The organism is Sandarakinorhabdus sp. DWP1-3-1 (assembly GCF_049896705.1).
GTDB lineage: Bacteria > Pseudomonadota > Alphaproteobacteria > Sphingomonadales > Sphingomonadaceae > Sandarakinorhabdus.
This window is the reverse complement of the sequence record NZ_JAFCUV010000001.1, coordinates 1,379,132-1,391,283: the sequence shown is the minus strand read 5'-3', so window position 1 is coordinate 1,391,283 and position 12,152 is coordinate 1,379,132. Positions and strand designations below refer to the sequence as shown.

Annotated in this window: 14 protein-coding genes; 4 read left to right on the top strand and 10 right to left on the bottom strand. The window is 69.5% G+C overall.

The window, feature by feature from the left end:
- The first annotated feature begins 46 nt into the window (after positions 1-46).
- Entirely contained in the window at positions 47-793 is a 747-nt protein-coding gene (locus ACP7AI_RS06805; protein WP_426165440.1) for a Bax inhibitor-1/YccA family protein, read from the top strand.
- A 59-nt stretch (positions 794-852) separates the two neighbouring features.
- Here the strand turns inward: ACP7AI_RS06805 and ACP7AI_RS06800 are convergent, their stop codons facing one another.
- From ACP7AI_RS06800 to ACP7AI_RS06755, 10 genes are all read right to left on the bottom strand, one after another.
- Positions 853-1,437: a 2-hydroxychromene-2-carboxylate isomerase gene (locus ACP7AI_RS06800; protein ID WP_426165438.1), complete on the bottom strand. Its 585-nt coding sequence runs from the start codon at positions 1,435-1,437 to the stop codon at positions 853-855.
- A gap of 12 nt (positions 1,438-1,449) precedes the next feature.
- Positions 1,450-2,172 (bottom strand): SDR family oxidoreductase, encoded by a 723-nt coding sequence (locus ACP7AI_RS06795; RefSeq protein ID WP_426165436.1) that lies wholly within the window; start codon positions 2,170-2,172, stop codon positions 1,450-1,452.
- Positions 2,169-2,654, bottom strand: coding sequence for a PaaI family thioesterase (locus tag ACP7AI_RS06790; RefSeq protein WP_426165434.1), 486 nt, complete (start codon positions 2,652-2,654; stop codon positions 2,169-2,171). Before ACP7AI_RS06790 ends, ACP7AI_RS06795 begins: the two co-directional genes overlap by 4 nt.
- Positions 2,651-2,950, bottom strand: coding sequence for a CC_3452 family protein (locus ACP7AI_RS06785; RefSeq protein WP_426165432.1), 300 nt, complete (start codon positions 2,948-2,950; stop codon positions 2,651-2,653). The genes ACP7AI_RS06790 and ACP7AI_RS06785 overlap by 4 nt, the downstream gene beginning before the upstream one ends.
- Positions 2,951-2,965: 15 nt before the next feature.
- Entirely contained in the window at positions 2,966-3,436 is a 471-nt protein-coding gene (locus ACP7AI_RS06780) for a MarR family winged helix-turn-helix transcriptional regulator (RefSeq protein WP_426165430.1), read from the bottom strand.
- A gap of 47 nt (positions 3,437-3,483) precedes the next feature.
- Positions 3,484-4,428, bottom strand: a complete 945-nt coding sequence (locus ACP7AI_RS06775; RefSeq protein ID WP_426165428.1) for an ornithine cyclodeaminase family protein — start codon at positions 4,426-4,428, stop codon at positions 3,484-3,486.
- 9 nt (positions 4,429-4,437) lie between these two features.
- Complete coding sequence (locus tag ACP7AI_RS06770; protein WP_426165426.1) at positions 4,438-5,334, bottom strand: dienelactone hydrolase family protein; 897 nt, start codon at positions 5,332-5,334, stop codon at positions 4,438-4,440.
- A gap of 361 nt (positions 5,335-5,695) precedes the next feature.
- Complete coding sequence (locus ACP7AI_RS06765) at positions 5,696-7,294, bottom strand: NTP transferase domain-containing protein (protein WP_426165424.1); 1,599 nt, start codon at positions 7,292-7,294, stop codon at positions 5,696-5,698.
- Positions 7,291-8,241, bottom strand: a complete 951-nt coding sequence (locus ACP7AI_RS06760) for an XdhC family protein (protein WP_426165422.1) — start codon at positions 8,239-8,241, stop codon at positions 7,291-7,293. The genes ACP7AI_RS06765 and ACP7AI_RS06760 overlap by 4 nt, the downstream gene beginning before the upstream one ends.
- Positions 8,241-8,855, bottom strand: a complete 615-nt coding sequence (locus ACP7AI_RS06755; protein ID WP_426165420.1) for a CoxG family protein — start codon at positions 8,853-8,855, stop codon at positions 8,241-8,243. Before ACP7AI_RS06755 ends, ACP7AI_RS06760 begins: the two co-directional genes overlap by 1 nt.
- A gap of 209 nt (positions 8,856-9,064) precedes the next feature.
- On the opposite strand from ACP7AI_RS06755, the gene ACP7AI_RS06750 reads away from it, so the two are divergent.
- The 3 genes from ACP7AI_RS06750 to ACP7AI_RS06740 all read left to right on the top strand — a co-directional run bounded on the left by ACP7AI_RS06750 (position 9,065) and on the right by ACP7AI_RS06740 (position 12,101).
- Complete coding sequence (locus ACP7AI_RS06750) at positions 9,065-9,628, top strand: cold-shock protein (RefSeq protein ID WP_426165418.1); 564 nt, start codon at positions 9,065-9,067, stop codon at positions 9,626-9,628.
- Positions 9,625-10,077, top strand: coding sequence for a DUF192 domain-containing protein (locus ACP7AI_RS06745; protein ID WP_426165416.1), 453 nt, complete (start codon positions 9,625-9,627; stop codon positions 10,075-10,077). The genes ACP7AI_RS06750 and ACP7AI_RS06745 overlap by 4 nt, the downstream gene beginning before the upstream one ends.
- A gap of 74 nt (positions 10,078-10,151) precedes the next feature.
- Positions 10,152-12,101 carry a TonB-dependent receptor domain-containing protein gene (locus ACP7AI_RS06740; protein ID WP_426165414.1) on the top strand — a complete coding sequence of 650 codons (1,950 nt, stop codon included), beginning with the start codon at positions 10,152-10,154 and terminating at the stop codon, positions 12,099-12,101.
- The last annotated feature ends 51 nt before the right edge of the window (positions 12,102-12,152 follow it).

Below are 12,152 nucleotides of genomic sequence, written 5' to 3'. Positions count from 1 at the left end.
ATATTGGTGGCATACCCGGCGATGGTGCCGGTCTCAGGAGGAATTGATGGCCAACCAGGTCGATCCCCGTTTCGCCAGCGCGCGGCCGACCGCCGACGCGGCGAGCTATGACGAGGGCCTGCGTTCGTACATGCTCTCGATCTACAATTACATGGCGTCGGGCGTGCTGCTCACCGGTATCATTGCGCTGCTGGTGTCGAACAATCCGGCGCTGATGTCGGTGTTCTTTGCCGAAGGCGCCAACGGCCGTGTCGGCCCGACCATCCTTGGCTGGGTCGCGATGCTGTCGCCGCTGGCGATCATCCTGGTGATGAACTTCGGTGTCAACAAGCTGTCGGAAACCTCGCTGAAGGCGTGCTTCTTCGGCTTTGCCGCGCTGATGGGCGTGTCGATGTCGACGATCTTCGTCGTCTACACCGGCACCTCGATCGCGCAGACCTTCTTCGTCACGGCCGCCGCTTATGGTGCGCTCAGCCTTTATGGCTACACGACGAAGCGGGACCTGTCGGCGATGGGCAAGTTCCTGATGATGGGCCTGATCGGGCTGATCGTCGCGATGCTGGCGAACTTCTTCTTCAAGTCGGGTCCGCTGCAGCTTGGCATCAACATCATCGGTACGCTGATCTTTGCCGGCCTGACTGCCTATGACACCCAGCGCCTGAAGAGCCTGTATTTCGAGATCCAGGGCTCGGAGATGCTTGGTAAGTCGGCGATCCTCGGCGCGCTGACGCTGTACCTGAACTTCATCAACCTGTTCCAGTTCCTGCTCTCCTTCATGGGCGATCGTCGCTGATCCTCCGATAGCGGAACGCAGATTGGCCCGGCGGAGCAATCCGCCGGGCCTTTTCTTTGTCAGGCCGCTGCCGCCTCGACCCAGTCGAGCCGGTCCTGGCCGAAGAAGAACTCGTCACCCACAAAGAAGGTCGGCGCACCGAACGCGCCGCGTGACACCGCATATTCGGTGGCCTTGGCCAGCGCGCCCTTTATCTCCGGATCGTTGGCGCTTGCCAGCCACGGCGCCGGATCGAAGCCGCCGGCCGCCAGCGCTGCCGCCAGCAACGCCGGATCGCCCATGTTGCGCGGCGCCTGCCACATCGCGGCGAAGATGGTCTCCAGCAGCGGCGCGAAGTCCGCCGTGCCGCGCGCGGCTGTCAGCATCCGCATCATGGTGATGGTGTTGATCGGGAAATCGGGATTGTGGTTGAGCGTGATGTTCTCGCGCGCCGCATAACGCGCCATGTCGATGCCCATCCAGCGGCCGCGCGCCGCGACCATGCCCGGCGGTGCATTGCCCGTCGCCTTGAAGATGCCGCCGAGCAGCACCGGGATGTGCTCGACCGTCGCCCCGGTACGGGCCGCGATCGCCGGCAGGCGGCGGTGCGCCAGATAACTGGTCGGCGAACCAACATCGAACAGGAACTCGATGGTCTTGGGCATATTCGCCTCCCTTCAGAATTTTTCCTGCCACGGCCGCAGGTCGATCTCGTGCGTCCAGGCGCTGCGCTCCTGATGATGGAGCATCACATAGGTCGCGGCGATCGCTTCCGGGTCGAGGATGCCGTCCTCCGCCTTCAGCGCATAGCGTTCGGGGAACTGCGTGCGGATGAAATCGGTGTCGATGGCGCCGTCGATGACGACATGGGCGACATGGACGCCCCGGGGCCCCAGCTCGCGCGCGCAGCTTTGGGCCAGGGCGCGCAACGCATGCTTGCCGCCGGAGAAGGCGGCAAAGCCGGCACCGCCGCGGATGCTGGCGGTGGCGCCGGTGAACAGGATGGTGCCGCGGCCGCGCGGCACCATACGCCGTGCCGCCTCGCGGGCGGTCAGGAAGCCGCCGAGCGCGCACAGCTCCCAGATCTTGCGATAGCGGCGGCTGGTTTCGTCGAGGATGCCCATCGGAGAGTTGGCGCCGATGTTGAACACCGCGACCTCGACCGGGCCGACGTCGGCCTCGACGCGGTCGAACAGTGCCACCATCTGGTCCTCGTCGCGGGCGTCGGCGCCGATGGCGAGGCATTGCCCGCCTTCCTCGCGGATGCGCGCCGCCAGCGGCTCCAGCGCGTCGGCGGTGCGGCGCACCGGGACCGCGGTCAGGCCGTCGCGGGCAAAGGCTGCCGCGATGGCGCCGCCGGTGGCATCGCCGGCGCCGATGACGATCGCGGCGCCGCTCACTTGGCCGACTCCAGCGGGAAGACCAGGCAGGTCGTCGTGCCGGTGGCGATGGTGCGGCCCTGGCTGTCGGACAGCGTCCCGCGCGCCGTGGCGATGCGGCGGCCCGACGAGATGACCTCGCCGCGCGCCGTCACTTCGCCGGTCGCGATGGTCATCGCCCTGAGGTAGGTGATGTTGAGGTCGACGGTCGTGTAGCCGATCCCGGCGGCGAGGCTGGTGTGGACGGCGCAGCCCATGCAGCTGTCGAGCAGCGTCGCGGCATAGCCGCCATGGACGGTGCCGATCGGGTTGTAGTGCTGCAGGCCCGGGGTCGCCAGGAACTCCACCCAGCCGGGGCCGGCGCTGCCACCCTTGCTGCCCATCAGCAGCGCCATGGGGGCGCCCGGCAGCTGGCCGCCGAGCATGCGCTGCATCAGCTCCAGGCCCGACAGGTCGGTCATCCGCGCCAGATCGGCCGGCGCAGCCGGCGCCTCGGCGGTCATTTCTTGTGCCGGTTGCAGCGGGTCAGCTCGGCCTCGCCAAAGCTGGTGTCGCCGGCGGTAAAGGCTGTCACTCGCCCGGCCTTGTCGGCGACGACGGTGCAGGCGGCGACGGCGATGCTGGTCACCGTGTTGGCGGGGCCGGTACAGCTGGTGCCGGTGCAGCGCCAGACGCCGGCCTCGCCGGTGACGCTGGCAGCCTCGGCCGGAGCAGCCAGTGTCGCCGTGCCGGCAACGGGCGCGGCGAGGGCGGCAGTGCTCCAGATGGCTGCAATTGCAAGTAGTGAAACGCGAAACATGCAGTGTCCTTCGGGTCAGAGATGGGTGTAGGCGTCGTCGAGAATGAAGCGGAGCGCCGCGAGCCGGCCCTCGCCGAGCAAATGCTGCACGCGGGCCTGGGCGGCTTCCCATCCGGCAATGGCCTCGCGGCGCTTCGCGGCGCCGGCGTCGCTGATGACGACAAGCTTGGCACGGCCGTCACGGGGATCGGGCTCGAGCGCCAGATAGCCGGCGGCTTCCAATGGCTTCAGCAGGCGGGAAACGGTCGAGGCATCGGCCGACAGCCGCTCTGCCAGTTCGCCGACCCCGACCCCCTGCCGCCGTCGCAGGCTGGCGAGCAGGCCGACCTGCCCGACCGTCAGCCCATAGGGCGCCAGCGCTTCGTCGTAGATCTGGGTGATGCGCCGCGCCAGGCGCCGGACCTTCAGCGCCGTGCAGGCCAGCGTCTCCGTCGCGGCCGTGCCGGAGTCGCCTGCGGGCAGGTGGGAAGGATCGGGTGCGACCATGCCGCAAAACCTCGCATTGATTGCATATGCAGGCAAGTGAAGTTCTTCTATCCATCCTGATAGAGCGCCCAGCCGCAGGCGAGGTCCTGCACGACATGGCCCAGTGACTTGTAGGCGGTGATCTGGCCGGCGTGCTCCCGGCCCGCCAGCCGCCCGGCGAGCACCTCGCCGATCTCCCCCACGACATGGCTGTCGTCGACCAGCCCGGCGTCGCGGGCATGCAGGAATTCACCGCCCTGGACGAGCACGCCGGCGCGATAGTCGGCGATGAAGCGCGACCGCAGCACCAGCGCATCGTCAATCTCGCGCGGGCCGGCACGGCTCGATCCGACGAGGTTGATATGGGTGCCGTCGGCGACCATGTCGCTGAACAGCACCGGGTCATGGGTGCCGGAGACGGTGCAGATGATGTCCGCGCCTGCCACGGTGTCCGCCACCCCGGCATGGGCCGTTGCCGCCACGCCGAGTTCCGCCGCCAGCGCCGTCGCCAGCGCCTCGGCCTTGGCATGGCTGCGGCCCCAGATGCGGATGTCGGCGATCGGCCGCACCGCCGCCATGCCGCGGGCATGGGTATGCGCCTGTTCGCCGGTGCCGATGATCGCCAGCCTTGTGGCATCGCGGCGGGCCAGCACATCGGTGGCCAGCGCGCTCGCCGCGGCGGTGCGGATCGCCGTCACCTCGGCGGCGTCGATGCCGGCGACCGGCACGCCGGTCTCGGGGTCGAACAGGATGATCAGGCCCTGGTGCGATTGCAGGCCGCGATCGGCATTTTCGGGGAAGATGCCGAGCAGCTTGGCGCCGAACGTCCGCCCCGGGCCCATCGCGCCGGGCATGATGCCGAACATGCGGCCGGCGTCCAGGTCGATGATGCTGCGCAGCGTCTGCCGGGTCTCGCCGTTCGACAGCGCGATCATCGCCTCCCGCACGATGGCGATGGCGCGCGGCATGGTCAGCCGCTGCGCCACGGCGGCGCCGTCGATCAGCCGGATCATTTCAGCCGGTCACTTCAGGGCGTCAAGCGTGCGCTGCCAGGCCAGCCTGGCCGCCGCGGCATCGTAGCGGGCCGCCGATGTGTCGTTGTTGAAGGCGTGGTTGACGCCCGGATAGGTATAGGCGGCGAAATCAACGCCCGCCGCCCGCAGGGCTGCCTGCCAGGCCGGTCCACCGGCGTTCACCCGCTCGTCGAGCCCGGCATAATGCAGCACCAGCTTCGCCTTGACGCGCGCCGCCTCGGCGACATCGGCGGGTGCCACGCCATAATAGGCGATGCCGACGCGCAGGCGCTTGCCGGCGGCGACGGCGAGGTTGTTGACCAGCCCGCCGCCCCAGCAGAACCCGACCGCCCCCGGCACGCCGGAGCCGACGCTGTAGCCGTCGAACCATTCCAGGGTGGCGACGCCGTCGGCGATGGTGGCGCCCTTGTCGAGCCGGCCGATCAGTTCGCGGGCGATGTCGTCGGCGCTATGGGTGGCGTCGCCGGAGCGCGGAGTCTCCCCCAGCGGCGACAGGAAATCGGGCGCCAGCGCGACGAAGCCCGACAGCGCCAGCCGCCGGGTCACGTCGCGGATATGTTCGTTGAGGCCGCGGTTTTCGTGGATCACGACGACCTTGCGGGCCCGGTCCGGCCGGCGCGTCGGCGTCGCCAGATAGGCGGACATGGCGTGGCCGTTGGCGCCGGCATAGCGGATGGTCTGCGTGGTGATCCGTGAGTCGGTGTCGGACGTCAGCGAGGCGGCATCGGCGCGCGCCTCGATCAGCGGCAGGATCGCCGCCGCCGCCGCCACGCCGCCGGCGAGCCGCGCCAGGCCGGTCATCAGTTCGCGCCGGGTGCCGCCGCTGTGGGTGAAGCGGTCGTACAGGTCGATCATGGCCTGAGTGATGCCGGCGTTGTCGCTCATCCTGTGGCTCCCGAGGTTTCTGCGGCCAGCGTATCGATTCGCGGGGCGGGCGGCTAGGTGGGCCGTGGGGCGACGCCGCTGTTGTGTTCATGTTGGAAAGAGGAGGATAATCTACAAGTAAAACCAACGTTGTCACGCTTAAGGCTACACTAAGGCTACACCATTGACGGCGATGCCGCGGGCTTGGTCCTGGCCGGCCGAAAGTCTCGAAAGTCACCGTGATTGCAGTTGCGAAACTTTGGCCGGTCGAAGACGTGGGCCTGGACGTTTCTGAAGATGGCGAAGACCGACATATTCGCATCTTTAACCATATCGGTAAAAATGTCAACCCATCTGCCGCATGCGGTAGCGGCGCGCGACCTCAGCCGCGGGCGCGGAGGGCGGCGAGCGCTTCCGGCGTATCGATGTCGTCGAGGACGGCATCGCTGGGGGCCGAAACCTCGGTGAGGGTCGCAGCGTCGGCGAGCACCGCCTTGCCGCCGACGTCACCTTCCAGTGCCATCAGCAGCGCGAAGTGCGGGCGCGACCAGCGGACCGGGTTGCCGCGCTTGCCGTTCCACACCGGCACGGCGACGTCGCCGGGGGCGGCGGCGAGGGCGGCGAGGAGCTGGGGTTCGAGGCGCGGCATGTCGCCGAGGCAGACGAGCGCGGCGCTCCAGTCGGACGGCACCGCGGCGATGCCGGCGCGCAGTGAGCGGCTGAGGCCGTCTTCGTAATCCTCGGCGACGACATAATGCGCCGGGCGATCGGCGAGAGCGGCGCGGACTTCGGCGGCGCGGGCGCCCAGCACCACGACGGGTGCCGGCAGGCCGGCGGCGGCGATGGCGTCGGCGACATGGGCGACGAGCGGCTTGCCTTGCCAGGCGGCGAGCAGCTTGTGCTCACCGCCCATCCGGCTCGAGCGGCCGGCGGCGAGGATGATGGCGCCGACCGGGCCGGGGGCCGGGGCGGCCATCATGGTCGCGCGGGGCTCGGGGCGTTCGGCCTCGGGCAGCAGCCCGCCGGCACCCATGGCGGCGATGTCGGCGCTGGTCACGGCGAGACCGGCGACCAGACGTTCGAGGACGATGTCGAAGCCGTTGCGTTTCGGCGATCGCGCACAGCCGGGCAGGCCGATGACCGGGCGGCCGGGCAGGTCGATGACCGGGCTGTCGCCCAGGCGGCCGAGGCAGAGAAGATTGCCGGGATCGACCGGCATGCCGAGCCGTTCGACCTGCCCGCCGGCGGCGACGATGGCGGCGGGCACGACATCGCCGCGGTCGACGGTGGCCGAGGCGCCGACGATGAGGATGATGTCGGCATCGCTGGCTGCTATGGCCCCGGCAAGGGCAGTTTCGTCGTGGCGGCAGCTGGGGGCTTCGATAAGGCGGCAGCCGAGCGCTTCCACCCTTTCGCGGGTGATGCGCGCGGTCTTGGCCAGGCCTTTCTCGCTGGTGCCTTCGAGCGTCGTCGCGATCAGCGCGATGTCGAGCGGGCGGAACGGCGCGACGGCGATCGGGGCGGCGGCGGCGCGCGCGGCGGCGAGCGCTTCGGCGGCGACGGCGTAGCGGATGACCTTGACCGTCGCGACGATCTCCCCGGCGGCGACGCGGGCGCCGGGTGCAAGGGTGGCGAGGGTCAGGGCCTCGTCGATGGCGTTGATCGCGGCGACGGCACCGGGGTCGATAACCGCGATGCCGGCGTGGCGGGCGGCGAGGTTGGCGCGGCCATGGGCGGCGGGCAGGGCAGCGACGCCGGTGCCGGCGAGTGCGGCGGCGAGCGCGGCGGCGGCGGCGTCCTCGGCGACGTCGCTGGCGGCAAGGCGGGCGACGGTAAGGCCGGCGATGCCGGCGGCGGTGGCGGCGGCGATGTCGGCGGCGGAAAGGAAGCGGCCTTTCGACCAGCGCGTCGTGCCGACCAGTTGCGAATGGGCGAGAATGGCGCCTTCGGCTTCGGCGGTGGGCAAGGTGCCGAAGATCATGCCCTCGGCGCCAGGGCCCCTCGCCAGGCCGCCGTCATCTCGGCGGCGATGCTGAGCGCGATTTCGGCCGGGTCGGCGGCGCCGATGGCGAGTCCGGCGGGGCCGCGGACGCGGGCGAGCGTGTCGGCGTCGAAACCCAGCGCGCCGAGGCGTTCGAGCCGGCCGGCGTGATTCTTCCGGCTGCCGAGCGCGGCGATGTAATAGGCCGGCGAGCGCAAAGCCGCGGCCAGCGCCACGTCGTCGAGTTTCGGATCATGGGTCAGCGCGACGACGGCACTGGCGGCGTTGGGTTGCCATTCCGCGAGCGCCTCGTCGGGCCAGCGGCGGTCGAGCTCCAGCCCGGCGAAGCGCGCATCGGCCGCGAACAGCCCGCGCGGGTCGATGACCGTCGGCGTCACGCCGAGGCCGAGCGCCAGCGGCACCAGGGCCTGGGCGATATGGACGGCGCCGATGATGGCGAGGCGGCGCGGCGGCGGATAGGCGCGGGTAAGGGGACCGTCGTCGCCCTCGTGCGTCGCGCCGGTGGCGGGATCGGTGGCGAGAGTTACCGCCTCGCCGGTTTCGGCGGCGGCGGAAAGGCGGTCGATCAGCGTCGGCGGGAAGCCGTCGTCGGCAAGGCGTTGGACAAGCACCTGGATGCGGCCGCCGCAGGCCAGCCCGACCTGCCAGGCGGTGGCATCGGCGACGCCGTAATCGAGCGTCGCGACACCGGTGCCGGCATCGAGGAGGGCCTGCGCCTCGGTGATGACATCGCCCTCGACGCAGCCGCCGCTGACCGAGCCTTCGAACAGGCCGTCGTCGCGGATGGCGAGGTGGCTGCCCTTGCGGCGCGGCGCCGAGCCCCAGGTGTCGACGACGGTGGCGATGGCGACGCGGTGGCCGGCGCGGTGCCAGCCGAGCGCGGCGCGCAGCGTGCCGAGGTCGTCGGCGGTTCTCGGCTCCGCCATCAGCCCCACTGCCAGACGAGAAAGATCAGCACGGCGACAACGAGGCCGCCGCCCCAGACCAGCGGCGACACGCCGGTCGGCAGCTCGGGCAGGGTGCTCTGCGGGGCGGCGACGGGGGTGATCGGGGCGTCGGTGATCACCGGCTCGGGGGTCGCGGTCACGGGGGTTTCGAGTTCGGCCTTCAGGCGGGCGAAGAAGCTTTCGGCATAGCCTTTGGCGGTGCCCTCGATCAGCCGGGCGCCGAGCTGCGCAAGCTTGCCGCCGACGCTCGACTTGACCTGGTAGCTGAGGTCGGTGGTGTCGGGGCCGGGTGCCGCCAGCTGCACCGCCGCCTCGCCCTTGGCAAAGCCGGCGACACCGCCCTTGCCTTCGCCGACGAGGACATAGCTTTCGGGGGCGTTGACTTCGGTCAGCGTGACCTGGCCGGTGAAGGTGGCGCGCACCGGGCCGACCTTGGCGTTCATCTTGCCCTCGAAGCGTTCGCCGGCGTCGCCGGTGACGCGAGTCAGCGTCTCGACGCCTTCGATGCAGCGCGCCAGCACATCGGGATCGTTGAGCGCCGCCCAGACCCGGTCGCGCGCGGCATTGATCGTCACGTTGCCCGAAAGTTCCATCGCCCTGCCTGCCACGCTGCTGTCTCGACTGCCCATAGCCGGGCTTTTGCCGCGCCGCCACCATGACGCGCGGCAACTATCGGCCGGGGTGCAGCAATATGTCGCGTTTCCGCCGGCAGCATTAGTTATGACACTTGGCGTGACGGCAATCATGCAGTTATAGTTTCAGCACGCTGCGTGCGTTTTGTTGCGTTCGGGGGGACGGGGTCGTGGAACAAACTATCGTCGATACTGTTGCGGCCGTCGATGAGACCATCGTGCATGGCACGGTGAAATGGTTCGATCCGGTCCGCGGCTATGGCTTCATGGTGCCGTCCGATGGGGTCGGCAGCGACATTCTCGTGCATTTTACCGTGGTGCGCGATCTCGGCCGCCGCAGTCTGCCGGAAGGCGCGACGCTGACCTGCGCGGTCGTCGCGCGCGATCGCGGGCGCCAGGCGCGTCGCATCATCGCGCTCGACCTGTCGACGTCGATCGGTCCCGACCCGGAAACCGCCGCAGCGCGCGCCGCGGACCGGGTCGATCCGCAGGTCATGCTGGCCGCCGCCGGCAATGCCGAGGATGTCATCGTCAAATGGTTCAACCGGCTGAAGGGCTATGGCTTCGTCGTGCGGCCGGGGTCGGCCGAGGACATTTTCGTCCACATGGAAACGGTGCGCCGCGCGGGGCTCGTCGAACTGCTGCCCGGCCAGGCCTTGCGCGCCAGGGTCGCGCCGGGGCACAAGGGCCCGTTGGCGGTTGTCATCGAAATGCCCGAGGGTCCGGACGCGTGAAGTTGCTTCTTGCCGCCACGGCGGCGCTGTTGTCGGCCCAGGCGCTGTTGGCGGTGCCCGCGGCGGCGGCCTGTCCCAATGTCGGCCTCGCCACCGAATCCGTGACTTTCGTGACCGCCAAGGGCCGCCGCACCTACCGGATCGAGGTCGCGGCGACGCCGGCGCAGCAGGAATGCGGGCTGATGTATCGCAAGGCGATGCGGCGCAATGTCGGCATGATGTTCCCGTTCGATCCGCCCAAGGCGGCGACGTTCTGGATGGAGAACACGCCGCTGCCGCTCGACCTGGTGTTCGTCGGGCCCGACAATCGCGTGATCAACGTGGCGCCGGGCAAGCCCTATTCGCGCGACATCATCGCGTCGGAGGGCATTGCCGCCAGCGTCATCGAGCTCAACGCCGGCGAGGCGAAGCGCATCGGGCTGAAGCCCGGCGACCGGGTGCGCCGCTGACGCTGCCGTAGACGCGCAACACACTCGTCTGCTAGCATACCGACAAGGGTCAGGATTGTCGGGGGAAGACGGGGATGTTGCGCGGCTGGGGTGTCGGGATGCTGGCCATGCTGGCGACAGGAACGGCGACCGGCGCGCAGGTGAAAAGCGGCAGCCCGGTGGCCCCGGTCCCCGGCGGCAACACGGCGAACAACGCCACCACCCAGGCCGATGACGCGTTCGGCAAGAGCATCGGCAACGAGCGCACCGGCATCTACAACCCCAACGACGTGCGCGGCTTCTCGCCGTCGGCGGCGGGCAATATCCGGCTGGAGGGGCTGTATTTCGACCAGCAGGGCTCGCTGACCGACCGGCTGGCGAACGGCTCCACGGTACGCGTCGGGCTGTCGGCGCAGGGCTATCCGTTCCCGGCACCCACCGGCATCGCCGAATTCGCGCTGCGCAAGGCGGGCGACACGTTGCTGCTCAGTCCGCAGCTCAACTATGGCCCGTTCGGCGGCTGGAGCGTGTCGCTCGATAGCGAAATCCCGATCATCGCCGGCCGGCTGGGGGTCGCCGCCGGCATCGGCTACACCGAGGAACAGAGCAATTTCGGCGGCACCCCGCGCTTCCTGTCGATCGCGGTGATGCCGCGCTGGCGGCCGGCGCCGGGCATCGAGATCCTGCCCTTTTATTCGCGCATCGACTATCGATCCGAGGAGGCACAGCCGCTGGTGGCGCCGGCCGGCGCGTTTTTCCCGCCGGAGGTGGCGCGCAAGACCTATTACGGCCAGAGCTGGGCGGTCGCCAACGGCACGGTGACCAACTTCGGCGTGGCCGCCAGCCTGTTGCGGGGGCCCTGGACGCTGCGCGGCGGCATCTTCCGATCGGTCAACGATGCGCGCGAGGGCTATGCCGACCTGTTCGTCGACGCCCGGCCCGACGGTACGGCGAACGAGATCATCGTGGCCAATGCGCCGTCGAAGTTTGCCTCCACCTCGGGGGAACTGCGGCTGTCGCGCGACTTCATCGAGGGCGACCGCCGCCACACGATCATCGCCATGATCCGCGCCCGCGAACAGACCCGCGCCTTTGGCCAGGATGTCGTCGAGCTGGGCCCCCGGCTGATCGGCGTGCCGCGGCCGGTGGCCAAGCCGTTGTTCGAATTCGGCATCGAATCGCATGATCGCATCAACCAGACGACGGCGGGGGTCGCCTATGCGATGACCTGGCGCGATGTCGGTGAATTCAGCGTCGGTGTGCAGAAGACCGATTACAGCAAGGCCAGCGACCGCGGCGGCAGCCAGCGCCCGACCGCGAAGGATGCGCCGTATCTGCCCAATGCGACCGCGGCGCTGCGCTTCGGCGATGATGTCATCGTCTATGCCGGCTTCACCCGCGGGCTGGAGGAAAGCCCGCTGCCGCCGAGCAACGCCGTCAACATCAACGAGGCACCGCCGGCGATCCGCACCCGCCAGCTCGACGCCGGCATCCGCTGGGCGATCAGGCCGAACCTGAAGTTCGTCGCCGGCGTGTTCGAGGTCACCAAGCCCTTCTTCGATCTCGATCCGGCCAACGAGTTCCGCGAGGTCGGCGAGGTCCGCAACCGCGGCGTCGAGCTGTCGCTGGCGGGCAATGTCGCCGCCGGCCTCAACATCGTTGCCGGTACCGTGTTCCTCGATCCCCAGGTCAGCGGCGAGGCCCGCGACCGCGGCGAGATCGGCCGCCAGCCGGTGGCGGCGATCCTGCGCAACAGCTTTGCCAGCGCCGATTATCGCTTCCCGAACAGCGGCTTTTCGATCGATGCGGTGTTCGAATCGACCGGCCGCCGCGTCGCCAACCAGGACAATACGCTCTATGTGCCGCCGCGCTCGGTGGTGAGTCTCGGCGGTCGCTATCGCTTCAGGGTCGGTGATGCGCCGGTCACGGTGCGGGCGCAGGTCGGCAACATTTTCGACAACTACGGCCTCGGCGTCTCCGGTGGCGGGCTGCTCGTCTACAACCTGCCGCGCCGGGTGCTGATCAACATCGCCGCCGATATCTGAGGCGGGGTGCGCGCATCGCCCCTTGCACTTCGCGGCCGATTGGGGCTGTAG